The 24,184-nt window shown below is 42.1% G+C and carries 24 protein-coding genes and 5 tRNA genes; 27 read left to right on the forward strand and 2 right to left on the reverse strand.

Translation table 11 applies throughout. The features are described from left to right. Window positions 1-43 precede the first annotated feature (43 nt). Window positions 44-550, forward strand: coding sequence for a DUF2059 domain-containing protein (locus POV27_RS10460; RefSeq protein WP_272862717.1), 507 nt, complete (start codon window positions 44-46; stop codon window positions 548-550). Here POV27_RS10460 and POV27_RS10465 read toward each other — a convergent pair. Continuing rightward, window positions 522-1,241, reverse strand: coding sequence for a class I SAM-dependent methyltransferase (locus tag POV27_RS10465; RefSeq protein WP_272862718.1), 720 nt, complete (start codon window positions 1,239-1,241; stop codon window positions 522-524). The genes POV27_RS10460 and POV27_RS10465 overlap by 29 nt on opposite strands. A gap of 38 nt (window positions 1,242-1,279) precedes the next feature. Here POV27_RS10465 and POV27_RS10470 point away from each other — a divergent pair, with 38 nt between their 5' ends. Then, a complete protein-coding gene (locus POV27_RS10470) occupies window positions 1,280-1,774 on the forward strand; it encodes a YkgJ family cysteine cluster protein (RefSeq protein ID WP_272862719.1) in 495 nt (164 codons plus the stop codon). Here POV27_RS10470 and POV27_RS10475 read toward each other — a convergent pair. Next, complete coding sequence (locus POV27_RS10475) at window positions 1,771-3,066, reverse strand: exo-beta-N-acetylmuramidase NamZ family protein (RefSeq protein ID WP_272862720.1); 1,296 nt, start codon at window positions 3,064-3,066, stop codon at window positions 1,771-1,773. The genes POV27_RS10470 and POV27_RS10475 overlap by 4 nt on opposite strands. 9 nt (window positions 3,067-3,075) lie before the next feature. On the opposite strand from POV27_RS10475, the gene POV27_RS10480 reads away from it, so the two are divergent. From POV27_RS10480 to rpoB, 25 genes are all read left to right on the forward strand, one after another. Further along, window positions 3,076-4,311 carry an ABC transporter permease gene (locus tag POV27_RS10480; RefSeq protein WP_272862721.1) on the forward strand — a complete coding sequence of 412 codons (1,236 nt, stop codon included), beginning with the start codon at window positions 3,076-3,078 and terminating at the stop codon, window positions 4,309-4,311. Window positions 4,312-4,377: 66 nt separating this feature from the next. After that, the gene (locus POV27_RS10485) at window positions 4,378-5,358 is read left to right on the forward strand and encodes a PLP-dependent cysteine synthase family protein (RefSeq protein ID WP_272862722.1); all 981 of its coding nucleotides are present in this window, start codon (window positions 4,378-4,380) and stop codon (window positions 5,356-5,358) included. Window positions 5,359-5,449: 91 nt separating this feature from the next. Then, window positions 5,450-6,724 (forward strand): DUF2851 family protein, encoded by a 1,275-nt coding sequence (locus POV27_RS10490; RefSeq protein WP_272862723.1) that lies wholly within the window; start codon window positions 5,450-5,452, stop codon window positions 6,722-6,724. Window positions 6,725-6,732: 8 nt separating this feature from the next. Continuing rightward, window positions 6,733-6,963, forward strand: a complete 231-nt coding sequence (locus tag POV27_RS10495; protein WP_272862724.1) for a PspC domain-containing protein — start codon at window positions 6,733-6,735, stop codon at window positions 6,961-6,963. Then, window positions 6,960-7,970 carry a potassium channel family protein gene (locus POV27_RS10500; protein WP_272862725.1) on the forward strand — a complete coding sequence of 337 codons (1,011 nt, stop codon included), beginning with the start codon at window positions 6,960-6,962 and terminating at the stop codon, window positions 7,968-7,970. The genes POV27_RS10495 and POV27_RS10500 overlap by 4 nt, the downstream gene beginning before the upstream one ends. Before the next feature lie 98 nt (window positions 7,971-8,068). Next, entirely contained in the window at window positions 8,069-9,682 is a 1,614-nt protein-coding gene (locus tag POV27_RS10505; RefSeq protein WP_272862726.1) for an alanine/glycine:cation symporter family protein, read from the forward strand. A gap of 65 nt (window positions 9,683-9,747) precedes the next feature. Beyond that, window positions 9,748-10,626 carry a ComEA family DNA-binding protein gene (locus POV27_RS10510; protein WP_272862727.1) on the forward strand — a complete coding sequence of 293 codons (879 nt, stop codon included), beginning with the start codon at window positions 9,748-9,750 and terminating at the stop codon, window positions 10,624-10,626. Between the two features lie 101 nt (window positions 10,627-10,727). Next, a complete protein-coding gene (locus tag POV27_RS10515) occupies window positions 10,728-11,894 on the forward strand; it encodes an acyl-CoA dehydrogenase family protein (RefSeq protein WP_272862728.1) in 1,167 nt (388 codons plus the stop codon). A gap of 74 nt (window positions 11,895-11,968) precedes the next feature. Further along, window positions 11,969-13,390: a carboxypeptidase-like regulatory domain-containing protein gene (locus tag POV27_RS10520; RefSeq protein WP_272862729.1), complete on the forward strand. Its 1,422-nt coding sequence runs from the start codon at window positions 11,969-11,971 to the stop codon at window positions 13,388-13,390. Between the two features lie 78 nt (window positions 13,391-13,468). Continuing rightward, the gene (gene rpsU / locus POV27_RS10525; protein WP_272862730.1) at window positions 13,469-13,663 is read left to right on the forward strand and encodes a 30S ribosomal protein S21; all 195 of its coding nucleotides are present in this window, start codon (window positions 13,469-13,471) and stop codon (window positions 13,661-13,663) included. Between the two features lie 121 nt (window positions 13,664-13,784). Then, window positions 13,785-14,675, forward strand: a complete 891-nt coding sequence (locus POV27_RS10530; RefSeq protein ID WP_272862731.1) for a tyrosine-type recombinase/integrase — start codon at window positions 13,785-13,787, stop codon at window positions 14,673-14,675. A gap of 23 nt (window positions 14,676-14,698) precedes the next feature. Next, window positions 14,699-15,001, forward strand: coding sequence for a ribosome hibernation-promoting factor, HPF/YfiA family (hpf, locus tag POV27_RS10535; RefSeq protein ID WP_272862732.1), 303 nt, complete (start codon window positions 14,699-14,701; stop codon window positions 14,999-15,001). A 112-nt stretch (window positions 15,002-15,113) separates the two neighbouring features. Then, a tRNA-Thr gene (locus POV27_RS10540) sits at window positions 15,114-15,187 on the forward strand. Between the two features lie 59 nt (window positions 15,188-15,246). Beyond that, window positions 15,247-15,329: transfer RNA gene (locus POV27_RS10545), tRNA-Tyr, on the forward strand. Window positions 15,330-15,461: 132 nt separating this feature from the next. Then, window positions 15,462-15,534 (forward strand) — tRNA-Gly (locus tag POV27_RS10550). 90 nt (window positions 15,535-15,624) lie between these two features. After that, window positions 15,625-15,696: transfer RNA gene (locus POV27_RS10555), tRNA-Thr, on the forward strand. Window positions 15,697-15,751: 55 nt separating this feature from the next. Beyond that, entirely contained in the window at window positions 15,752-16,939 is a 1,188-nt protein-coding gene (gene tuf, locus POV27_RS10560; RefSeq protein WP_272862733.1) for an elongation factor Tu, read from the forward strand. Between the two features lie 173 nt (window positions 16,940-17,112). Continuing rightward, window positions 17,113-17,185 (forward strand) — tRNA-Trp (locus POV27_RS10565). A gap of 50 nt (window positions 17,186-17,235) precedes the next feature. After that, complete coding sequence (gene secE, locus POV27_RS10570; protein ID WP_272862734.1) at window positions 17,236-17,424, forward strand: preprotein translocase subunit SecE; 189 nt, start codon at window positions 17,236-17,238, stop codon at window positions 17,422-17,424. Window positions 17,425-17,438: 14 nt separating this feature from the next. Next, window positions 17,439-17,993: a transcription termination/antitermination protein NusG gene (gene nusG, locus POV27_RS10575; protein WP_272862769.1), complete on the forward strand. Its 555-nt coding sequence runs from the start codon at window positions 17,439-17,441 to the stop codon at window positions 17,991-17,993. Between the two features lie 70 nt (window positions 17,994-18,063). Then, window positions 18,064-18,501, forward strand: a complete 438-nt coding sequence (gene rplK, locus POV27_RS10580; RefSeq protein WP_272862735.1) for a 50S ribosomal protein L11 — start codon at window positions 18,064-18,066, stop codon at window positions 18,499-18,501. Window positions 18,502-18,521: 20 nt separating this feature from the next. After that, window positions 18,522-19,214, forward strand: a complete 693-nt coding sequence (rplA, locus tag POV27_RS10585) for a 50S ribosomal protein L1 (RefSeq protein WP_272862736.1) — start codon at window positions 18,522-18,524, stop codon at window positions 19,212-19,214. A gap of 18 nt (window positions 19,215-19,232) precedes the next feature. Next, window positions 19,233-19,754: a 50S ribosomal protein L10 gene (gene rplJ / locus POV27_RS10590; protein ID WP_272862737.1), complete on the forward strand. Its 522-nt coding sequence runs from the start codon at window positions 19,233-19,235 to the stop codon at window positions 19,752-19,754. A gap of 56 nt (window positions 19,755-19,810) precedes the next feature. Then, window positions 19,811-20,188 (forward strand): 50S ribosomal protein L7/L12, encoded by a 378-nt coding sequence (rplL, locus tag POV27_RS10595; RefSeq protein ID WP_272862738.1) that lies wholly within the window; start codon window positions 19,811-19,813, stop codon window positions 20,186-20,188. A gap of 135 nt (window positions 20,189-20,323) precedes the next feature. Then, the gene (rpoB, locus tag POV27_RS10600) at window positions 20,324-24,136 is read left to right on the forward strand and encodes a DNA-directed RNA polymerase subunit beta (RefSeq protein ID WP_272862739.1); all 3,813 of its coding nucleotides are present in this window, start codon (window positions 20,324-20,326) and stop codon (window positions 24,134-24,136) included. Window positions 24,137-24,184 lie beyond the last annotated feature (48 nt).

The raw sequence follows: 24,184 nt of genomic DNA on the forward strand, positions 1-24,184 counted from the left end.
AAAATCAACCCTGAAAATGAGGTCTCTGTTTTTAACGCTTTTTTTGACTATTTGTTTTTCCCTGCAAGCCCAGGTAGATGATTACCAGCAGGATATTATCAATTACCTGAGTATAAATGGTACCTACGAACAGTACAGCGCTGCTTACGACGATATGTTCACTGTACTTAAGAAACAGTTTGAAACGGCCAATGTGCCAGAATCGAAGTGGAAGGAACTGAAGGAAGACAAAAACAAAAGTTTAGAAGAAGTGGTGCGGTTTCTTTCCTTCGCTTACCGAAAGCATTTTACCCAAGATGAAATTAAAAAGATGTACGAAGTGTACAATTCTAAGGCAGCACAAGAAATGTTGGCCAAGCAGGGTACACTTACCCGAAATGAAGACAAGGAGGTCGATGCTTTTTTTGAAAGTGATTTGGGGAAGAAGATCGTAGCGAAGCGTTCTGAATTATCGGAAGATATCGGCGAAATCTCTGGTCATTGGAGTCGTGATCTTTTTGCGGCTAAAATGAGTAATCTTGTTAAGAGTGGCTATATTCCGCAACGATAAGCCTCGCGAGATAATCATAATGCTCTCCTCGGGCTAGGATTTCGAATTGAAATCCACTTTCCGAAGCCAGTTTTTCGAAGAGGTGTTCGTCCAAATATAACCAATCGAAAGGTTGGGTTTGTTCTCCTTTATAAGACATCATAAACTCCAGTTCGCCATAATAACGATCGGCCGGAACCCAAATGCCGCCCTCTTCTGTTGTGTCATACATGTATTTCAGATCGCTGGAGTCCACCAAGATCTGTCCATTGGGTTTCAATAGGGTTTTTAAATGTTGAAGGTAGGTTGAAACTTTGGTAACCGTTTCAAAAATACCTGTACCATTCATAAGGAGAAGGATCGTATCGAACGTCTCATCGTTCAATTCCAATAATGGAGTATGCAAAACATTCTTCACACCACGTTCCTGGGTGACTTGAACTGCCCCTTCAGAAATATCGATAGCCATAACATCCATTCCTTTTTCCTCAAGGAATAGCGAATGACTTCCGGCTCCACAACCCACATCCAATACTTTTCCCGAAGCATTTTGCAAAGCCAACTGTTCCAACGGCGGCATTTCCTCATAGGAGCGAAACAAATGGGGAAGTGGCAATACGTCTTCTTCAGAAATATTGGTTTCCGTTACGGGATCTTCTGTATAGTTCCCTTTGTGATAGTCGAGCAAAGCTTTTCCGAAAATGTCTTTCATATCTTGGGGGACAAAGATCGTATTTTTACTTTTGAACCATGGACGAAATTCTGAAACAACTTCCACAACGTGCCAAGGATGCACATGCGGAGAACAAAAAGTTCTTTGCCAAGCTAAAGAAGCGGCCGCCCAAGCATTTGGATCGGTTGATGCAGGAATTGCATGATGAAGAGTTTCAACGAACCGATTGTTTAGAATGTGCCAATTGCTGTAAGACCACAGGGCCATTGTTTACCGATAAGGATGTGCAGCGTATTGCCAAACACTTTCGGATGAAGGAACAGCAGTTCGTGGAAACCTATCTTAGGGTGGATGAAGAAGGCGATTATGTGCTTCAACAAGTTCCTTGTGCGTTTTTGGGAGCCGACAATTATTGCAGTATTTATGAGGTTCGGCCCAAGGCATGCAGGGAGTATCCACACACCGATCGGAAGAAATTTCAGCAGATTTCCAATCTTACGTTAAAGAATGTGGCCATTTGTCCGGCTGCTTTCAACATTGTGGAGGAAATGAAGAAGCGTATACCTCATTAATCGTACAACAAGTACTTGGATCGGATTTCTTTGAAGGCTTCTAAATCCTTCAACCAAGTCTTCCGAATCTCACGAAAGGTATACCCTTGCTCGATTTGCTTTTGTAGTTCCTCAGTACCCGCATGCGCGGTAAAGTTCTTCGTGTTGAAAAACTTATCCTTATGGGCATGATTTCGATACGCATCCATAATCCAGGTAAGATCAACACGATCCATTCGCGGCGTATCCCGCAAATCCAAACCATTGCATTCAGCATCCTTGTGTTTGGGATATTTGGCCCCAAAATTCGGTTGGGGCGTGTAAGCATAGGGATATTTCTCTTTTGGAAGAAAGGGTGAACCGATCAACTGAAATTGCATTTCGGTACCACGACCTGCGTTGAGGTTGGTGCCTTCCAGTAATCCTAGACTTGGATACAGATTAATGGATGTGTCATTAGGCAAATTAGGTGAGGGTCGTACCGGAACTGAATAGAAGGTATCGTGGGTATAGTTTTCCATCGTAATGACCGTGAGATCGCATTTCAAACTGTCCGACAACCATCCTTCACCATTGATCATTTGAGCGTATTCCCCAATCGTCATCCCATGAACCAAGGGAATAGGATGCAATCCCAAAAAACTGGTATGCTCTTTTTTCATAGTGGGGCCATCTACATAATGGCCGTTGGGATTGGGACGATCCAATACGATAAATGGAATTCCTGCTTCCGCACAGGCCTCCATCATATAGTGCATGGTCGAAATGTAGGTATAGAAACGAACCCCCACGTCCTGAATATCGAATACCACTACATCCAACCCTTTCATTTGGGTAGGGGAAGGCTTTTTGTTTTTTCCGTAGAGGGAAATGATGGGGATTCCTGTTTTTTTATCGATACCATCTTGAACATATTCGCCAGCATCGGCCTTCCCACGAAATCCGTGTTCTGGAGCGAAGACTTTCTCTACAGAAATATCAAAACCATGTAAGTAATCTACCAAATGAATTGCATAATAGACTGTTTCCAAATTTCCTTCTTCAAGAGGATCGGTTTTGTCCATTATAATAGAAGTCTGATTGGCTACAACTCCGACTCGTTTACCTTCGAGTAATTTAAAGTACTGATCTTGTCTATTGGCTCCCGTAACGATTTCCTTTTTCTCTTTCTTAATTTCGACGGTATCATGTATTATAACGTCTTCCTGTTTTTTGTCGGTCGCATCCCTATTCCCACTCCCACAAGAAAAACAAATGAATACCGTTAAGGGAAGAACAATTAATAGTGTATTTTTGAAAAAAGATAATCGCATAGTAACTCCGTGAATTTCGAATATTTTGTCGCCCGTCGCATCGCTGCTTCGAAAGATTATAAAAGTAGTATTTCGGCCCCAATAATAAAAATAGCCATAACCGCTATTGCCTTGGGGTTGGCTATCATGATGGTGTCTGTGGCTACGGGGGTTGGGCTTCAGAAAAAGATTCGGGAAAAGGTCTCTGCTTTTAACGGGGATATCGTCATTTCCAACTACGATACCAACTATTCCAACGATTCACAAACGCCTATTTTCACCGATCAGGATTTCTATCCCGAGTTTAATTTAACCGAAGGGGTAGATCATATTCAGGCCATAGCCTTAAAAGGAGGTGTTATTAGAACGGAAACCGATTTCGAAGGCGTAGTGGTAAAAGGGGTGGGTTCCGATTTTAGATGGGACTTTTTTGAAGAGTATCTGAAAGAAGGTCGTTTACCCGATTTCTCAGGAAACCTGAACGACGAAATACTGTTGTCTAAATACCATGCCGATCGTTTGGGCTTTACAGTTGGTGACCGCGTGAATACGTTTTTCCTTCAGGAAGGGAAAAAACAACGTGCCAGAAGTCGCGGCTTTACCATTGTGGGAATCTACAGTAGTGGTTTTCAGCAATTCGATGAACAATTTCTCATGGCCGATATCCGCCATGTGCAACGCCTTAATAATTGGGAAGAGGATTTCGTAGGGGCTTTCGAGCTTTTTGTAAGCGATTTCGATAATATCCAAGAAGTGGGTAATAAGGTGTACGAAGAGATTCCCAGTACGTTAGACTCCCAGACCATTCGTGATAAGTACTACACCATTTTTGAATGGTTGGACCTTTTCGACTTCAATATTTTCCTAATTATCGGTATCATGATCGTCATTGCCGGCATTAATATGAGTACGGCATTACTGGTACTTATTTTGGAGCGAACACAAATGATTGGGATTCTAAAAGCCATTGGTACTACCGATTGGAGCGTTCGTAAAATCTTTCTGTACAATGCAGGGTATATCGTATCGGTAGGATTGTTTTGGGGCAATTTAATTGGAATTGGTCTATTGCTCATTCAAAAATATGGCAAGGTCATCTCGTTGGATCCTGAAACCTATTATGTGACCGAAGCTCCCATTCACTTCGATTTGGGGCATATCCTTTTATTAAATGTAGGCACCTTATTGCTTTGCCTGATCATGTTATTGGGGCCTTCCCGATTCATTACCAAAATCTCTCCGGTGAAGGCAATTCGATTCGAATAAATTAGCGTTCACTTCCGCCTGAAAAAAGAATTGTGTTTTGTACTTTTGCGCCGCAAACAAAACACTATGGAATACGCTAAAAATATTCTTGAAACTATTGGGAATACCCCCTTGGTGAAAATCAACAAATTGGCCGAAGAGCTACCTTGTATGGTATTGGCGAAATACGAGACCTTCAATCCAGGAAACTCGGTAAAGGATCGTATGGCGCTTAAGATGATCGAAGATGCCGAGGCAGATGGTCGATTACAACCGGGTGGTACCATCGTAGAAGGTACTAGTGGAAATACCGGGATGGGATTGGCACTGGCCGCGATTGTGAAAGGATATAAAATGGTGTGTGTTACTACCGATAAGCAGAGTAAGGAGAAAGTAGACATCCTTAAGGCGGTAGGTAGCGAAGTAGTGGTTTGCCCTACCGACGTGGAGCCAGAAGATCCAAGATCTTACTATTCTACTGCCGCCCGCCTGGCAAAGGAAACCCCGAATAGCTGGTATGTGAATCAGTATGACAATCCAAGTAATGCCAAAGCACATTATGAAAGTACTGGGCCCGAAATCTGGAAGCAGACCGAAGGGAAAGTAACCCATTTTATTGTAGGGGTAGGAACCGGTGGAACTATCAGTGGAGTTGGAAAATACCTTAAAGAACAGAACCCAGATGTAAAGGTTTGGGGAATTGATACGTATGGTAGTGTATTCAAAAAATACCATGAAACAGGAATCTTCGACGAAAAGGAAATCTATCCATACGTTACCGAAGGAATTGGCGAGGACATCCTTCCGAAGAATGTAAACTTCGACATCATCGATGGGTTTACCAAAGTAACCGATAAGGACGCAGCCGTTTACACCCAACGCTTGGCAAAGGAGGAGGGAATGTTCCTAGGGAACTCCGCCGGAGCTGCCATGAAAGGGGTGCTTCAGTTAAAAGAACATTTCAACGAAGACGACGTGGTAGTGGTGTTGTTCCATGATCACGGAAGTCGTTATGTAGGTAAAATGTTCAATGACGACTGGATGCGCAAGATGGGTTATATAGAATAATTCTTACATTTTTTCGCTTGCAACCTTCTAAGGTTTTTTCCTAAATTTAGGAATCAGAAATATACTCCCCACATAATTTTAATCTTTGCTTATGCATGAAGATTTTCTTCACTATGTGTGGAAATTTCAGAAGTATTCATCGCAAGAACTTACCACCTATGCTGGAGAGGTTTTGCAGATCCTTTCAGTAGGCACGCATAATTTCGACGCGGGACCCGATTTTTTGGTGGCCAAGTTAAAAATCGGCCCCCAGCTCTGGATTGGAAACGTAGAGATTCATCTTTCTTCTTCCCATTGGTATCAGCACGGACACGAACAAGATGCCCATTATGATAATGTCGTTTTACATGTGGTTTGGGATCACGATACCGAAGTATATCGCAATAATGGGGATGCTGTTCCGGTACTGGAACTAAAGGAGCGTGTATGTCCCAAATTGATGAACAACTACAGCCGATTGCTGAAAAATCCACAACGATGGATTCCGTGCGAACCCGATTTTGGTGCTGTGGAAGAGGTGCTCATGCGCAATTGGATGGACCGTCTCTTTTTTGAACGATTGGAGGTTCGGGCTGCCTTGATAGAAAAAGAATTGGCGCTCTCTGCCAATCATTGGGAGAAGGTATTCTTCCAGATGCTTTGCAAGAGTTTCGGTCTCAAGATAAACGGGGCTTCTTTTTACAGTTTGGCGCAGTCCATGGATTATGACATTGTCCGAAAATGCAGTGATGCCCCGGTTACTTTGGAAGCCTTGTTCATGGGGCAATTGCATCTATTGGAAGGAGAGGTGTATTGTGGGTATTACGAGCAGCTTCAGGATATGTATACTTATCTGAAGGTGAAGCACAATTTAGGGAATGAAGGTGTTGTAACCCCGAAGTTTTTCCGGTTGCGGCCGCCTAATTTTCCAACGATTCGCCTTTCACAAATGGCTTCTTTGCTTTCAAGACATCCCCATTTGTTCTCTCAACTTATGGAAACGCATTCCTTGGAAGAAATGAGGGCTTTGTTTGCGGTATCGGCTACGCATTATTGGGATGGTCATTATAATTTCGGAGTGCCCTCGGCCATTCGGAAAAAAAGCTTGTCGAACCGCTTTATTGATCTGCTTATTATTAATACCGTGATTCCTTTGAAGTATTGTTATGCTAAGTATTATGGTAAGGAAATTTCGGAAGAGCTTATCTCCTTGGCCTGTGCAATTCGAGCCGAAGAAAACTCCATTGTAAAGAAGTACAAAAGCCTTCGGAATATCGAGGACAATGCACTGCAAAGTCAAGCGCTTTTACAATTAAAAAGTAATTATTGCGATTTGCATAAGTGTTTGCAGTGCGAAGTGGGGAATACTTTACTGAAAAAGCAGTAATTTGCACCGTGCTTCAGTTCGTTTATAACATAAGGCATTTTTTCGAAAAGCATGGGTATTATGTGTGCTCCCGTTTGGCAGACCGATTGGGAATGCGGGCCAAGAGTGTACGCTTGTTTTTCATCTATGTATCCTTCGCCACTTTGGGAGCTGGATTTGCCATCTATTTGACCTTAGCGTTTTGGCTGAAGCTTAAAGACTTGGTATACACAAAGCGAACTTCAGTATTCGATCTATGAACAATTTCTTTCGATCTAGGATTTTGGGGGCGCTCTTGCTCCTATTATTTGTATTCTTGGCGGGGGTATTAGGTTTCGTTATTATTTACGATTTCACCTGGGTCGATGCTATTTACATGACCATTATTACTATCACCACCGTTGGGTTTGGTGAGGTACATCCCTTAAGTCCATCCGAAAAGATATTCACCTCCATTCTCATAGTTTCCAGTATATTTATTGTGGGGTATGCCATTAAGGAGGTTTCGGAATATATGCTAAGCAAAAACAACATTGGTAACCTAAGAAAGAAAAGAGTGCAGAGCAAGATCAACAGTTTACAAAACCATATCATCGTTTGTGGATATGGAAGAAACGGAAGGCAAGCAGCCCAGAAATTGCAAGCCTATAATAAACCCTATGTGGTTATTGAAAAGGACGAAGATGTTATAGAACGTTCCTTGGACGATAAGGTCCTTTTCGTACACGGCAATGCCGATGAAGATGAAACCTTATATAGAGCAGGTATTGATCGAGCAGCAACCCTTATCTGTGCTTTGCCTAGCGACGCAGATAATCTTTTTGTGGTGCTATCGGCTCGACAAATTAAGAGTGACTTGCGCATTATAAGTCGGGCACATGAAGAAACCAGTTATAAAAAGCTGAAATTGGCTGGGGCCGATAATGTAATTATGCCCGATAGAATTGGGGGCGATCACATGGCTTCCTTAGTAGTTGTTCCTGACCTAGTGGAGTTTTTGGATAACCTTACGGTTTCGGGAGAACAAGATAGTATCAATGTAGAGCAAATTGCCTTCGAAAATGTGTGCGCCGATGGCAGGGAAATGGCTATTTCTGAATTAGATTTAAGAAAGAAGACAGGTTGTTCCATTATAGGGTATAAAAGTCCGGAAGGGGAGTATATTGTAAACCCGGAACCCACCACTGTGGTGAAGAAGGACTCTAAGCTTATTGTGATTGGCAGACCCAATCAAATAGAAGGGCTGAAACAACTTTACAATGTTTAGAAATGCTTAAGAAATTAAGAAGCAAAAATTTGAATTCGCCATTTTTTTTAGCATCTTGCCTGACGTTTGAATTCTAAGTATAACCAAATAATCCAAATATGAAGAAATATCTTCTCTCGCTTCTCGCAATCCTTTCCCCTTTTATAACATTTGCACAAGAATCTCAAGAAGCTGGCCTCGATCAAAAAATCGACGAAGCTTTTCAGCCCGTGGCTGATTTTTTTACCAATGTTATTTTCTTTCCAATATACTCAAGTGATACTATAACCATTCCTTTTGTTTTGGTGCTTTTAGTAGGTAGTGCTGCCTTCTTTACGTTCTATTTCGGATTCCCGAACGTTAGGTATTTCGGCAAAGCGATTAATACCGTACGAGGAAAGTATGATGAGTTGGAAGGGCATGGTTTGGGAGATCCAGATGCCGCCGTAGATGGAGATATTAGAGATACCATTCGTGATGAAAGTAAGGAAGGGGAAGTAAGTCACTTCCAAGCCTTGGCCACAGCGGTATCGGGAACGGTAGGAAACGGAAACATTGCGGGGGTTGCCTTGGCGATTGCCTTGGGTGGACCTGGAGCAACCTTTTGGATGATTGTTTGTGGATTATTGGGAATGTCTACCAAGTTCGTAGAATGTACCCTAGGAGTGCAGTATCGTGATGTAGGTGAAGACGGAACCGTATATGGAGGTCCAATGTACTATATAAGTAAAGGACTTAAGGAAAGAGGTTTTAAAACCTTGGGTAAAATAGCCGCTGCCTTATTTGCTGTATTCTGTATCGGAGGTTCCTTTGGTGGAGGAAATGCCGCCCAAAGTAACCAGGCAACGATTGTAATTAAAGAATTATTTAATTGGGAAAGTACTGCAGCTGGAGCCATTGTAGGTTTGGTATTGGCCATTTTGGTGGGTATCATCATTATTGGTGGAATTAAGCGTATTGCTTCGGTAACGGAAAAGGTAGTTCCTTTCATGGCCGTAATGTACATAGCTGCTTGTTTGTATATCATCTTCAGCAATTTCTCATTTATTGATGACGCTATTGGTCTTATCGTAAGAGAAGCCTTTAACCCAACAGCTTTTGGAGTTGGTTCTGTTATTGGAGTGCTATTGGTTGGGTTTCAACGAGCTGCTTTCTCCAATGAAGCGGGTGCCGGTTCGGCCTCTATTGCGCACTCTGCGGTAAAAACAAAATATTCTGCTTCCGAAGGTCTTGTGGCCTTATTGGAGCCTTTTATTGATACGGTAGTGATCTGTACGATGACTGCTTTGGTAATTATTATTTTCAACTTTGGAGGTTACTTCGAATATGGTGGTGACGGATCAGGAAGTGTGTTTATAGATGGTCTGCCTTTTGAAGGAGCTGGGATTACATCGAAAGCGTTTGCCGAATACATACCATACTCCAATGTATTCTTAACTATTGCGGTAGTGCTTTTCGCAGTATCCACCATGATTTCATGGTCGTATTATGGATTGCAGTCTTGGAAATTTCTTTTCGGTAGAGGAAAAACAGCAGATATGGTATATAAGCTTTTATTCTGCACATTTGTGGTTATTGGTGCCGCAGCAAGTATGAACTCCATCTGGGCCTTTTCGGATGCAATGATCTTTGCCATGATCTTCCCGAACATGATCGGATTGTACTTCCTGTTCCCAGTAGTGAAGAAACAATTAAGGCGTTATCTGGATGCCATCAAGGTGGCCGCTCGATAATGCGCTAAAAACATATATTTTAAAGAAATTAAAAACTCCCCTGTTTTTAACAAGGGAGTTTTTTTATGTCCACATTTAAGCATCAACCGTTTTGGCACTTCAATAGGGGAGAGCGCCTAGGAATTTTATCGTTACTTTTTATCATCCTGCTATTGCTGGGGTTCATTTACTTCATTCCAATATCCAATAAGGATACCTTCGATGCTTCTTCTTCAGAAATCATGCAACGTCAAAGGGAACTGGACTCGTTGAGGTGTCTTGCCATAGAACAGCAAAAACCGAGGCGATATCCTTTCAATCCAAATTATTTGAGCGATTATAAAGCATATACATTGGGAATCACGCCAGAACAGTACGATCGATTGAAATCCTTTAGAGAGCAGGGCAAATGGGTGAATTCAACTGCCGATTTCCAAAAAGTAACTTTGGTGCCAGATTCCATTTTGAATGAAATAAGTCCCTATTTCAAATTTCCCGATTGGGTGCAACGTTCCCGTAGCAATAAGAAAAGGACTTTTGCTGAGAGAAAACCATTTTCTGGAACAAAGACCGATCTTAATTCTGCCACCCAAGAACAGCTTCAGGAAGTGTATGGAATTGGCGAAGTGTTCAGCAAACGTATTATTGCGAAGCGAAAGGAATTGAATGGTTTTGCTCATGGAATGCAATTGTATGATGTGTGGGGACTAAGACCGGAAGTGATAGAACGCATTCTGGAGCGATTTGAAGTGAAGAACCCTGTGCCCATTGAGAAAATGAATATCAATAGGGCTTCGGCTTCGGATCTATCTACCATTCCAGGTGTTTCGTTTGGCCTCGCCAAGAAAATATGGGAGTTTGTCTATGTGCGGGAAGGGATTTCAGATTTTGAAGAATTGGCAAAAATTGAAGAATTGACACCCCAGAAATTACAGTTAATTCAACTATATTTGCTCATAGAATAGTATATGAAAAAGACGGGCGAACGCTACAGATCTTTATCGAATGTTTTTCCTAACTTGTCCTTGAGATCGATATTTCCCCAATCCATTAAACCAAATTGCGAATGAGTAACATGTATTTTACCGAGGAACACGAATTCTTCAGAAAGAGCTTTAGGGATTTTTTACAGAAAGAAGTGGTCCCTCACATAGAGAAGTGGGAGAAGACCGGAACCATAGAGCGCTTTATCTGGGAGAAAATGGGAGAGATGGGGTACTTCGGTATTTCTTATCCCGAAAAGTACGGAGGGCTTGATCTCGACGTGTTTTACCTCGTAATTTATTTGGAAGAACTACAGCGTATTAATAGTGGTGGGTTTGCTGCTGCCATGTGGGTGCACCCCTATTTGGCGATGACGCATGTGAAAGCAGAGGGAAGTGAAGAGATTAAGGAAAAATACTTGCCGCCTAGCATTAGCGGGGAAAAAATAGGATGTCTTTGTATCTCCGAGCCCTTTGGGGGAAGTGATGTGTCCGGCATGCGGACCACTGCTGTAAAAGAAGGAGATCACTATATCATCAATGGATCCAAAACATTTATTACCAACGGAATCTACAGTGATTACTTGGTGGTTTCTGCCAAGACGCATCCCGAAGAAGGAGGGAAGGGAATTAGTATGTTTATCATGGATCGAGATACCCCAGGAATATCTGCTACCAAATTGGACAAATTGGGTTGGCGTGCCAGTGATACGGCAGAAATTGCCTTCGACAATGTGAAGATTCCGGCGAGCAATCTCTTGGGAGAAGAAAAGAAAGGGTTTAGTTACCTCATGCAACATTTGGCTCTGGAACGTTTGGTAATGGCTGTTAATGCTCATGCCCGTAGCGAATGGGCCATAGAATATACCCTCCAGTACATGAAGGACAGAATTGCCTTCGGAAAGTCATTGGACAAGTTCCAAGCCTTACGACACCGTGTGGCACAAATGGCCAGTGAAGTGGAAATGTGCAAAACCTTTAACTATGTTACCGCAAAGCGATTGGGTAACAAAGAATACGTAGTGAAGGAAGCCAGTATGGCCAAGTTGGTATCGACCAAGGTGGCCGATGAAGTGGCGTACGAATGCCTGCAGATGTTGGGAGGATACGGTTATATTGAAGAATACCCCCTTGCCAGAAACCTAAGGGATAGTAGATTGGGCCCCATTGGAGGAGGAACCAGCGAAATCCTAAAGGAGATCATTGCCAAAATGGTGATCGACGGCAAAAGCTATAAACCAGCTACCTAGCGTTTTTGTGAATAGTCCCATTGTGGTCTAATCCTTGTAGGGTGTACAGCTGTCATTAAATATTTCGACAAAAGATGAAGCATTCCTATTTTAAATACCTACTTGGCTTATCCCTAAGCCTGCTATGTACAACAGTCTTTTCCCAAACTGAGGTAAGGAGTAAGATTGTAGATTTCAACACCTTTATGCCTATTGAAAGTGCCAGTATCTATGTGGAGAATACCACCATTGGTACTGTGAGTAATTCCGATGGAAAGTTTGTGTTGTTAATTCCGAAGAAACATGCCAATGATACTATAGTGGTATCATCTATCGGTTACTCAAGTTTCAAAATTACTGTGGCCGAATTTGTAAATGACGAAGACATCTTTTTGGAAGAAGATATAGCTTCCTTGGATGAGGTAATCCTTGTGGCATCTACCCGCCCAAAAACCGGAAACGAAATTATGCAGCGCGTACTGGAAGAGTTAGAGGAGAACCTCCCGGAAGAGCCCTATTTGCAAAAAGGATTCTTGCGTCACAAAGAACGTAACAAAAGAGAGTACAAATGGCTTATCGAGAGTGCGATAACACTCTATGATTCCAGTTATGCATCTGGTGCAGAGGACAATCTAAGGATCAATGTAGATGAAACCCGAAAGAGTTACGATTTACGGGATGTAGATAGCCTATTTGCCTATGCTGCCTATCTTAAAAACAAGACCAACAACAAACGGTTACGAAAGAAGAATCTTAGGCGGGACACCATTAAAAAAGCATCGCTTGTCAATGCCATTAAATGGAATGATCGTCGCATTAATGGGCTAAGCAATCTGTTTAAGGGAAAATTGAACCTTATTCGTAATGCAGGGGATTCTAGGGCATTATTTGGTAGGGATATGTTGGAGAGGCATCAATTCGAGTTGGATACCATTTTGGTAGAGAATGAGAAAAAGCTTTATAAGATCAAGATTGCAAAAGGGAAGGAGTTTGTAGGATTGAATACAGTTGGCGTCTATAACGAAGGATTCGAGGCCGAGGGGTGGTTGTATGTAGATTGGGATAGTTATGCCATTAAGAAAATTGAATATATGTTGGTGGCGGCGTCCGATGTTCAGAAAAGAAGAAGTAGGTCCCTGTTCGATACCCTGGTGAACCATAAATTGACGATGAGCTTTATGGAATATCAGGAAAAGATGTATCCCAAGTACATCTATTACGAAACACCTAAGTTGGTGAATGTGGGAAATCGTTCTTCGGACAAGAAAGAAGAGGAAGATGAGGAAGCCAAGGATGAGCAGTTCTATTATACCGTTCAGGAAATTCTGTTTACGGAGATTATACAAGACTCAACCGCCGTGAGCGATGCATTGAAGAAAGAATGGTCGGACGATATTTTTTCATCCAGGCCATACAACAAAAACTTCTGGAAAAAATACAATGTATTGTTGGAGAGTGAAGAGGAAGAGAAGCTCATTCGCGATTTAAGTAAGCGGGCTTCGTTATTCAAACAATAATTTTTTCATTTTCCCTTGCATCAATAATAAAAACCTTATTATCTTTGCCGTCCGAAAAAGAGAGGAGGTGATGACACTATGTTAATTATACCAGTTAAAGACGGAGAAAATATCGATAGAGCATTAAAGCGTTTCAAGCGTAAGTTTGACCGTACAGGAACGATGCGACAGCTGCGTGCACGTCAGCAGTTTACTAAACCTTCAGTAAAGCGTAGAGCTGAGATTCAGAAAGCGCAATACATTCAAACTTTAAGAGACGCAGAAGAAATTTAACGATTTCCTTTCACGTAAATATGAAAATCCGCTTGGTAGTATTCCTACCAGCGGATTTTTTTATGGGCACGTTTTTCCATTCCCAAAATAGTTGTCGTACCTTTCCTTTTCAATCCATACTATGACATTTCAATCCTTTATAGATTACTTGTCCTTGGAGAAAAAATATTCTCCCCATACCATTAAGGCCTATGAGAAGGACTTGTCCGACTTTCTTGTTTTTGCGGAAGAAGGATATGGGTACAAGGGTATTTCGGAAGTGAATTACGCAGTCATCCGAAGCTGGATTGTTTCTTTGGTAGAGCAGGGCATTGCCAATCGGAGCATTAACCGGAAAATTTCCTCATTAAAATCCTACTACCGATTTTTACTGAAAACAGAACAGATTGAAGTAAATCCCCTGGCCAAGCATAAAGCGCTTAAGACTCCCAAAAAAGTGCAGGTTCCTTTTACCAAGGCGGAAATAGAAGAGGTCATAGAATTGCTGAAGTTGGAAGAGGGTTTTGAGGGGATCCGAAACCGTCTTATCGTGGAGTTGTTTTATGCAACGGGAATGCGAAGGGCAGAGTTGGTAAATTTAAAGATGGGGAGCTTTTCCTTTTCCGAAAATATCGTGAAGGTGCTCGGTAAACGCAACAAGGAAAGGCGTATACCGCTTTTACCGTCCATTGAGGAGACCTTGACACTGTATTTGGAAGCCCGTAAGGGGTTGCCAGAGATCAAGGATGCCGATTTCCTATTGCTGTCGAAAAAAGGCGTTAAATTGTATGAAACGCTTGTGTACCGAGTTATAAATTCTTATTTTAGTAAAGCATCTGAAAAGGTTAAGAAAAGTCCTCACATCTTACGACATTCTTTTGCAACGCATCTACTTAATGAAGGTGCAGATTTAAATGCAGTAAAGGAACTGCTTGGACATGCGAGTTTGGCTTCCACACAAGTGTACACCCATAATAATATGGCACAGCTAAAACAGGTGTATCGGGAGGCCCACCCGCGCAACACAAAATAACACTAACTTAAAAATTTTTGCGTATGAAGGTAAACGTGCAAACTCCCAACTTTGTAGCGGACGTTAAACTTATTGACTTCATAAATAAGAAACTCTCCAAACTAGAACTTTTTTACGATCGCATCATTTATGCCGATGTATTTTTGAAGGTGCAGAAGACCAGCGAAAAAGAAAACAAGAGCGTAGAAATATTATTGAGTATTCCCGGCGGGGATCTCATGGTAAAAAAAGAAGCCAAGACTTTCGAAGCGGGCACAGATGAGTGTGTTCAAACCTTGGAAAGACAGCTTAAGAAAAGAAAGCAAAAACAAAGGGCACATGCCTGATGATTTTTTTTGAAAAAAGTTTTGTAGAAAAAATAAATTCTATACATTTGCAGTCCGTTAGAAATAGCGGACTTTTTTATGCTGAAATTTAAGTGTAAGGAAGGGCTGAGAAGCCGATATAGCTCAGCTGGCTAGAGCAGCTGATTTGTAATCAGCAGGTCGTGGGTTCGAGTCCCTCTATCGGCTCTTAAATTTCTGAAAAATTAGTTCAGAATACGTTCTTAAAATAGTGTGCAAAACACCTTGGGGAGATACTCAAGCGGCCAACGAGGACAGACTGTAAATCTGTTGGTTTTTACCTTCGCAGGTTCGAATCCTGCTCTCCCCACTTTTTATTAATTTTGCTCGATCTTTTTGAAAGCAAAAAAATAATGATTATCTTTGCACGCATTTTCGAGGTACGCGACTCGAAATTTGAAATGATGAATACCTTTCCCTAAAGGTTTTTTGGGGATAAAATGCGGGAGTAGCTCAGTTGGTAGAGCGTCAGCCTTCCAAGCTGAATGTCGCCGGTTCGAACCCGGTCTCCCGCTCTCAAAAAACTTCAAGGCCCTAGTTATGCGGAATTGGAGTTTTTGTCGTTGCAGAAAGCGACTTATAACGCTTCAGCCCGCAACCAAAAAGCCGGTGTAGCTCAGGGGTAGAGCGTTTCCTTGGTAAGGAAGAGGTCACGGGTTCAAATCCCGTCATTGGCTCAAAGTAGTTTTTAATTGAACACTAATATATAACTAAGATTTAAATTAATACAAGATGGCAAAAGAAACATATGATCGGTCGAAACCTCACTTAAACGTGGGTACTATTGGACACGTAGATCACGGTAAAACAACTCTTACTGCTGCTATTACTAAAGTATTGGCAGATGCAGGTTTTTCAGAAGCTTCTGCTTTTGATCAAATTGACAACGCTCCGGAAGAAAAGGAACGTGGTATTACCATTAACTCTTCTCACGTTGAGTATGCTACTGCAAACCGTCACTACGCTCACGTTGACTGTCCAGGTCACGCCGATTACGTAAAGAACATGGTAACTGGTGCTGCTCAGATGGACGGTGCCATTCTTGTAGTTGCTGCTACAGATGGTCCTATGCCACAAACTCGTGAGCACATCCTTCTAGGACGTCAGGTAGGTATTCCTCGTATCGTTGTATTCATGAACAAAGTGGATATGGTTGATGATGATGAGCTTTTAGAGCTTGTTGAGATGGAAGTTCGTGACCTTCTAAGCTTCTACGAGTACGATGGTGACAATGGTCCAGTTATCGCTGGTTCTGCACTAGGTGCTCTTAATGGAGAAGAGAAGTGGGTGAAGACAGTTATCGAATTGATGGAAGCTGTTGATACTTGGATCGAAGAGCCACTTCGTGAAGTTGATAAAGACTTCTTGATGCCAATCGAAGACGTATTCTCTATTACAGGTCGTGGTACTGTTGCAACTGGACGTATCGAAACTGGTGTTGCTAACACTGGAGATCCTGTAGATATCATCGGAATGGGAGCTGAGAAATTGACTTCTACTATTACTGGAGTTGAGATGTTCCGTAAGATCCTTGATAGAGGAGAAGCTGGTGATAACGTAGGTATCCTATTGAGAGGTATCGAGAAAACTGATATCCGTCGTGGAATGGTTATCTGTAAGCAAGGTTCTGTAACTCCTCACGCTAAGTTTAAGGCAGAGGTGTATATCCTTAAGAAAGAAGAAGGTGGTCGTCACACGCCTTTCCATAACAACTACCGTCCTCAGTTCTACGTACGTACAACTGACGTAACAGGAAACATTAACCTTCCTGATGGTGTTGAAATGGTGATGCCTGGTGATAACCTTACTATTACTGTAGATCTTATCCAGCCAATCGCAATGAACGTTGGACTACGTTTCGCTATCCGTGAAGGTGGTAGAACTGTAGGTGCTGGACAGGTTACTGAAATTTTAGACTAATTACAGTATATATATAAAAGTCTTAAGGTGTCTTACAGAAGTGGGACGCCTTGACTTTTGTTTACGGGTTTACTTGCCTGCCAGCTGGCAGGGCTCAGGAACTGAGCTTCGAAAGAAAAGGTAAACTAGTAGAAAAAACAAGAGAATGAAGCTTTGGCCAAGTTCTCTTACATACGGGTTTAGCTCAGTTGGTAGAGCACTGGTCTCCAAAACCAGGTGTCGGGAGTTCGAGTCTCTCAACCCGTGCGAAAGGCAATGAGTTTAAAAGCTCAAGTTTAAATTTTAAATTCAATAAAATGATAAACTACATCAAAGAATCTTATAATGAGCTTAAGAATCACGTGACTTGGACCTCTTGGTCCGAAGCACAGCGCCTCACCGTTGTTGTAGCAGTATTCTCCGTTGTATTGGCATTGGCCATCTGGGGAGTAGATACTGTATTCAGTGGAGTTGTTGGAAAGTATTTTGAATGGATCAAATCCTAAGGGAGGTATTGGTAATGACGGAGACAAAAAATACAAAAAAGTGGTATGTAGTTCGTTCGGTTAGCGGGCAAGAGAATAAGATCAAATCTTATATCGAAAACGAAATCGTACGTCTAGAACTTCAGGATTACATCGAGCAGGTGTTAGTGCCTACCGAAAAAGTAATCCAGATTCGCAATGGAAAGAAAATCAACAAAGAACGTGTTTACTTTCCAGGGTACATTATGATTCAAGCGAGTTTAGCTGGAGAAGTACCACACATTATAAAATCCATTAACGGAGTGATTGGTTTCTTGGGTGAAACCAAAGGGGGGGATCCTGTTCCATTGCGTCAGGCAGAAGTGAACAGAATGTTAGGTAAGGTCGATGAACTAGCTGTTCAGGACGATAATATCAACATCCCTTATGTAATAGGAGAGACCGTTAAGGTAATCGATGGTCCTTTCAACGGATTCAACGGAACTGTTGAGAAGATCAATGAAGAAAAACGTAAGCTTGAAGTAATGGTGAAGATTTTCGGAAGAAAGACACCATTAGAGTTGAGCTACATGCAAGTTGAGAAAATTTAATTGTTACGCTATATAATAGATTTTTTCTTAAGCTTCCACACAAGAAAAAATCACATTTAAATTTTAAAAAATGGCAAAAGAAGTAGATAAAGTAGTCAAATTGCAAGTTCGCGGAGGTGCTGCTAACCCATCACCACCGGTTGGACCCGCTTTAGGTGCTGCAGGTGTTAACATCATGGAGTTCTGTAAGCAGTTCAACGGTCGTACCCAGGACAAGCAAGGGAAAGTATTGCCAGTAGCAATTACGGTTTATAAGGACAAGTCTTTCGAGTTTGTTATTAAAACCCCACCTGCTGCAGTACAAATCCTTGAAGCTGCCAAGATTAAAAAAGGTTCTGGAGAGCCTCATGCTAAGAAGGTAGCGAGCATTACTTGGGATCAAGTAAAAGCGATTGCAGAAGACAAAATGCCCGATTTGAATGCGTTTACGATCGAGTCTGCCATGAAAATGGTAGCCGGTACGGCAAGATCAATGGGTGTGAAAGTAAAAGGTGCTGCACCTTTTTAATCTAGAAAAGAATCTATAAAATGGCAAGATTAACAAAAAAGCAAAAAGAAGCTAAAGCTAAAGTAGACCCTAACAAGTCATACTCTATCGCTGAAGCCTCTGCTTTGGTAAAAGAAATAACCAACGTAAAATTCGATGCGTCTGTAGACCTTGCTGTACGTCTTAATGTAGACCCACGTAAAGCGAACCAAATGGTACGTGGTGTGGTAACCCTTCCTCACGGAACTGGTAAAGACGTAAAGGTATTGGCTTTGGTAACTCCAGATAAGGAGGCAGAAGCTAAAGAAGCAGGAGCGGATTATGTTGGATTGGACGAGTACCTCACTAAGATTAAGGGAGGTTGGACCGATGTTGACGTGATAGTAACCATGCCAAGTGTGATGGGTAAATTGGGTCCTTTAGGACGTGTTTTAGGTCCTCGTGGACTTATGCCAAACCCAAAGACTGGTACAGTAACTATGGACGTTGCTAAGGCTGTTTCCGATGTGAAAGCTGGTAAGATCGACTTTAAAGTAGACAAAACCGGTATTGTACACGCTGCAATTGGAAAAGCATCTTTCGATGCCGAGAAAATTGCTGGAAACGCAAAAGAACTAATAACTACCCTAGTAAAAATGAAGCCTCAGGCTGCAAAAGGTGTTTATATCAAAAGTATCTTCATGTCCAGTACGATGAGTCCTGGTATTGAGATCGATTCCAAAGACCTAAGCTAAGCGGAAAAACTATAGATTATGACAAGAGAAGAAAAATCACAAGTAATTGAACAGTTGACTGCACAGCTATCTGAGAACGCTAATATTTATTTGGCGGACATTTCAGGTTTGGATGCAGGAACCACTTCTAACCTTCGTCGTGCTTGCTTTAAAGCAGGAGTGAAGTTGAACGTGGTAAAGAACACCTTGTTGGCTAAAGCTATGGAAAGTTCGGATAAGGATTTCGGTGAATTGACCGAAGTACTTAAAGGAAACACTTCCTTAATGGTGGCCGAAACAGGGAACGCTCCAGCAAAAGTGATTAAGGAGTTCAGAAAAAAATCTGACAAGCCTTTACTTAAAGGAGCCTTTATAGAAGAAGCTATCTACGTAGGAGATGATCAATTGGATGCACTGGTTGATATCAAATCTAGAGAAGAGCTTATCGGAGAAATCGTTGGATTGCTCCAGTCGCCTGCTAAAAATGTTATCTCTGCTCTTAAGAGTGGCGGTGGAACCTTGGCAGGTATTGTTAAAACTCTTTCCGAGAAAGAGGGATAACCTAATTTATTGCACTGATTAAAACACAAATAAAAATTACATTAAAACGATAGAAAATGGCAGATTTAAAAGATTTCGCAGAACAATTGGTTAACTTAACTGTAAAAGAAGTTAATGAGTTAGCTACTATATTAAAAGACGAGTACGGTATCGAGCCTGCTGCTGCTGCGGTAGCTGTTGCTGCTGGTGGTGGTGCTGGTGGTGGAGACGCTGCTGATGAGCAAACTGAGTTCGACGTAATCCTTAAAGCAGCTGGTGGTTCTAAGCTTGCTGTTGTTAAGTTGGTTAAAGAACTTACTGGTGCTGGTCTTAAGGATGCTAAAGAATTAGTAGACAACGCTCCTTCTCCAATCAAAGAAGGAATCGCTAAAGACGAAGCTGAAGCTCTTAAAGCTCAGTTAGAAGAAGCTGGAGCAGAGGTTGAGCTTAAATAAGCTCCTCTAATCCAAACCTTAAGGTTTAGGTCTTCTGCAGAAACGCAGAATGACCTAAACCCTTTTGCGTATATAAAGGTTACCATTTTTTGAGTATACGCATCACTGTTTTTTTAATTAAAATTCCGTCCATAGATGTCAGCAACGCAAACTGAAAGATTGAATTTTTCCTCTGTACAAAACAAGCCCAATTATCCGGACTTTTTGGACATCCAAATTAAATCCTTCCAGGATTTCTTCCAGTTGGAAACCAAGTCAGAAGAAAGAGGACAAGAAGGTCTTTACAAGACTTTTTTAGAGAACTTCCCAATTACCGATACACGAAACCAGTTCGTACTGGAGTTTTTAGATTACTTCGTGGATCCACCAAGATATTCCATTCAGGAATGTATTGAGCGTGGATTAACCTACAGTGTTCCACTTAAAGCAAGATTGAAACTCTACTGTACCGACGAAGAGCATGAGGATTTTGAGACCATAGTACAGGATGTTTATTTGGGTACCATCCCTTATATGACACCTTCCGGTACTTTCTGTATCAACGGTGCTGAGCGTGTTGTTGTTTCTCAGTTACACCGTTCACCAGGTGTATTCTTTGGACAGTCGTTCCACGCCAACGGAACAAAGTTGTATTCTGCCCGTGTAATTCCTTTCAAAGGATCTTGGATAGAATTCGCTACCGATATCAATAGCGTGATGTACGCTTATATCGATAGAAAGAAAAAATTACCGGTTACTACGCTTTTCCGTGCCATCGGATTCGAAAGGGATAAAGATATCCTTGAAATTTTCGACTTGGCAGAAGAAGTGAAGGCTTCCAAAACCGGACTTAAAAAATACCTAGGCCGCAAGCTGGCCGCTCGTGTACTTAAAACTTGGCACGAGGATTTCGTGGATGAAGATACTGGAGAGGTAGTATCTATTGAGCGTAACGAGATTATCTTAGATCGTGATACGGTATTGGAAAAAGAACACATTGAGGAAATCTTGGATTCCGGTTCTAAAACCATCCTATTGCACAAGGAGGATAATCAACTAGCCGATTACGCCATCATTCACAATACATTGCAAAAGGATCCTACCAACTCCGAAAAGGAAGCGGTAGAGCATATCTATAGACAATTACGTAACGCCGAACCACCCGATGAGGAAACCGCTCGTGGAATCATCAACAAGTTGTTCTTCTCAGACCAGCGATACAATTTAGGTGAGGTAGGACGTTACCGAATGAATAAAAAACTTGGTTTGGATATCGAAATGGATAAGCAAGTACTTACCAAAGAGGATATCATTACCATCGTAAAATACTTGATCGAGCTTATCAACTCTAAAGCGGAGATCGATGATATTGACCACCTTTCCAACCGTCGTGTACGTACCGTAGGTGAGCAGTTGTCTTCTCAGTTTGGAGTAGGTTTGGCACGTATGGCAAGAACCATTCGTGAGCGTATGAACGTTCGTGACAACGAGGTATTTACCCCGATCGATTTGATCAACGCGAAGACCCTTTCTTCTGTGATCAACTCTTTCTTCGGTACGAACCAGTTGTCTCAGTTCATGGACCAGACCAATCCATTGGCCGAGATCACACACAAACGCCGTCTTTCCGCATTAGGACCTGGAGGTCTTTCCCGAGAAAGAGCAGGTTTCGAGGTTCGAGATGTTCACTACACCCACTACGGAAGATTGTGTCCTATCGAAACTCCTGAAGGACCAAACATTGGTTTGATCTCTTCCCTTTCGGTATACGCGAAGGTGAACAACCTTGGGTTTATCGAAACCCCTTACCGAAAGGTAGAAGATGGAAAGATCGATCTTAAGAATGAGCCAACCTATCTTTCTGCTGAAGAAGAAGAAGAGAAGTTGATCGCTCAGGCAAACATTCCATTAAAAGATGATGGAACTATAAATAGCGACCGTGTAATTGCACGTATGGAGGGTGACTTCCCAGTAGTAGATCCGAAACAGGTTCACTATACGGACGTAGCACCTAACCAGATTTCTTCTATCTCTGCTTCCTTGATTCCTTTCTTGGAGCACGATGATGCGAACCGTGCCTTGATGGGATCTAACATGATGCGTCAGGCAGTTCCATTGTTAATTGCCGATTCACCGATTGTAGGTACTGGACTTGAGCGTCAGGTAGCTTCCGATAGTCGTGTATTAATCAACGCAGAAGGAGACGGAGTTGTAGAATACGTAGATGCAAACGAAATCGTAATTAAATACGATCGTAGCGAAGAAGAGCGTATGGTAAGTTTCGATGGCGACTCTAAGGCTTATAACCTTATTAAGTTTAGAAAGACGAACCAGAGTACGTCCATCAACTTGAAACCTATTGTTAGTAAGGGTGATCGAGTTGCTAAGGGACAAGTACTTTGCCAAGGATATGCCACCGAAAAAGGAGAATTGGCACTTGGTCGTAACATGAAAGTAGCGTTCATGCCTTGGAAAGGGTATAACTTCGAGGATGCGATTGTAATTTCAGAAAAAGTAGTACGTGAAGATATCTTTACGTCCATCCATATAGACGAGTATTCATTGGAAGTTCGAGATACCAAATTGGGTAACGAAGAATTGACCAACGATATTCCTAACGTTTCCGAAGAGGCCACTAAAGACCTCGACGAAAATGGTATGATCCGTGTAGGAGCCGAGGTGAAGCCTGGGGATATCCTTATCGGAAAGATTACTCCAAAAGGAGAAAGCGATCCTACTCCAGAAGAAAAACTGCTTCGTGCCATCTTTGGTGATAAAGCAGGAGATGTAAAAGATGCTTCTTTGAAAGCGTCTCCATCACTTCGCGGGGTAGTAATCGACAAGAAACTATTTGCTAGAGCCATTAAGGATAAGCGAAAGAGAGCCAAGGATAAAGAAGATATCGCAGAACTTGAATTGAAATACGAAAGCAAGTTCCAAGGTCTTAAGGATATTTTGGTTGAAAAATTATTCGCTATCGTAGGAGGTAAAACAGCACAGGGTGTAACTAATGACCTAGGTGAAGTAGTCTTCCCTAAAGGTAAGAAGTATACCTTGAAAATGTTGAACGCAGTTGAAGATTACACGCACTTGGTGGGTGGAACTTGGACTACCGACGATGAGACCAACCTTATGGTTCGTGACCTAATGCACAACTACAAGATCAAGGAAAACGACCTTCAAGGAAACTTGCGTCGTGAGAAGTTTACTATCTCTGTAGGGGATGAACTTCCTTCCGGAATCTTGAAATTGGCGAAGGTATACATTGCTAAGAAACGTAAACTGAAAGTAGGGGATAAGATGGCAGGACGTCACGGTAACAAAGGTATCGTGGCCCGTATCGTTCGTGAGGAGGATATGCCATTCTTGGACGACGGAACACCAGTGGATATTGTATTGAATCCGCTTGGGGTACCATCCCGTATGAACATTGGACAGATCTACGAAACCGTATTGGGTTGGGCAGGTCAGAAATTAGGACGCAAGTTTGCTACCCCTATTTTCGATGGAGCTTCCTTAGATCAGATCAATGAATTGACCGACGAAGCTGGAATTCCACGATTCGGACACACCTATCTATTCGATGGTGGAACCGGAGAGCGTTTCGACCAGCCAGCAACTGTAGGGGTTATCTACATGTTGAAACTAGGTCACATGGTAGATGATAAGATGCACGCACGTTCCATTGGACCTTACTCCTTGATTACGCAACAGCCACTTGGAGGTAAGGCACAGTTTGGTGGACAGCGATTTGGAGAGATGGAGGTTTGGGCACTCGAGGCCTATGGAGCTTCCAGCACACTCCGTGAGATATTGACGGTGAAGTCTGATGATGTTATTGGTAGGGCCAAAACGTACGAGAGTATCGTGAAGGGTGAATCCATGCCAGAACCAGGTCTTCCAGAATCTTTCAACGTATTGATGCACGAATTGAAAGGTCTAGGGCTTGACATTAGATTAGAAGAATAATTCATTCCCCGAGAAATCGGGGAACTGACTATTCTCAATGAAACGGAA

Origin of the sequence: Aureisphaera galaxeae (assembly GCF_028561275.1) — a bacterium.
In the GTDB taxonomy this organism is placed as follows: domain Bacteria; phylum Bacteroidota; class Bacteroidia; order Flavobacteriales; family Flavobacteriaceae; genus Aureisphaera; species Aureisphaera galaxeae.

Excerpts from the sequence above, each read along its gene's own strand:
- POV27_RS10520 (WP_272862729.1), top strand. The coding sequence starts at position 11,969 with ATGAAGCATTCCTATTTTAAATACCTACTTGGCTTATCCCTAAGCCTG.
- rplJ (WP_272862737.1), top strand. The coding sequence starts at position 19,233 with ATGACAAGAGAAGAAAAATCACAAGTAATTGAACAGTTGACTGCACAG.
- POV27_RS10485 (WP_272862722.1), top strand. The coding sequence starts at position 4,378 with ATGGAATACGCTAAAAATATTCTTGAAACTATTGGGAATACCCCCTTG.
- hpf (WP_272862732.1), top strand. The coding sequence starts at position 14,699 with ATGAAGGTAAACGTGCAAACTCCCAACTTTGTAGCGGACGTTAAACTT.
- POV27_RS10505 (WP_272862726.1), top strand. The coding sequence starts at position 8,069 with ATGAAGAAATATCTTCTCTCGCTTCTCGCAATCCTTTCCCCTTTTATA.
- POV27_RS10530 (WP_272862731.1), top strand. The coding sequence starts at position 13,785 with ATGACATTTCAATCCTTTATAGATTACTTGTCCTTGGAGAAAAAATAT.
- tuf (WP_272862733.1), top strand. The coding sequence starts at position 15,752 with ATGGCAAAAGAAACATATGATCGGTCGAAACCTCACTTAAACGTGGGT.
- secE (WP_272862734.1), top strand. The coding sequence starts at position 17,236 with ATGATAAACTACATCAAAGAATCTTATAATGAGCTTAAGAATCACGTG.
- POV27_RS10475 (WP_272862720.1), bottom strand. The coding sequence starts at position 3,066 with ATGCGATTATCTTTTTTCAAAAATACACTATTAATTGTTCTTCCCTTA.
- rplA (WP_272862736.1), top strand. The coding sequence starts at position 18,522 with ATGGCAAGATTAACAAAAAAGCAAAAAGAAGCTAAAGCTAAAGTAGAC.
- POV27_RS10465 (WP_272862718.1), bottom strand. The coding sequence starts at position 1,241 with ATGAAAGACATTTTCGGAAAAGCTTTGCTCGACTATCACAAAGGGAAC.
- nusG (WP_272862769.1), top strand. The coding sequence starts at position 17,439 with ATGACGGAGACAAAAAATACAAAAAAGTGGTATGTAGTTCGTTCGGTT.
- rplK (WP_272862735.1), top strand. The coding sequence starts at position 18,064 with ATGGCAAAAGAAGTAGATAAAGTAGTCAAATTGCAAGTTCGCGGAGGT.
- rpsU (WP_272862730.1), top strand. The coding sequence starts at position 13,469 with ATGTTAATTATACCAGTTAAAGACGGAGAAAATATCGATAGAGCATTA.
- POV27_RS10515 (WP_272862728.1), top strand. The coding sequence starts at position 10,728 with ATGAGTAACATGTATTTTACCGAGGAACACGAATTCTTCAGAAAGAGC.
- POV27_RS10500 (WP_272862725.1), top strand. The coding sequence starts at position 6,960 with ATGAACAATTTCTTTCGATCTAGGATTTTGGGGGCGCTCTTGCTCCTA.
- POV27_RS10470 (WP_272862719.1), top strand. The coding sequence starts at position 1,280 with ATGGACGAAATTCTGAAACAACTTCCACAACGTGCCAAGGATGCACAT.
- POV27_RS10490 (WP_272862723.1), top strand. The coding sequence starts at position 5,450 with ATGCATGAAGATTTTCTTCACTATGTGTGGAAATTTCAGAAGTATTCA.
- rplL (WP_272862738.1), top strand. The coding sequence starts at position 19,811 with ATGGCAGATTTAAAAGATTTCGCAGAACAATTGGTTAACTTAACTGTA.
- rpoB (WP_272862739.1), top strand. The coding sequence starts at position 20,324 with ATGTCAGCAACGCAAACTGAAAGATTGAATTTTTCCTCTGTACAAAAC.
- POV27_RS10510 (WP_272862727.1), top strand. The coding sequence starts at position 9,748 with ATGTCCACATTTAAGCATCAACCGTTTTGGCACTTCAATAGGGGAGAG.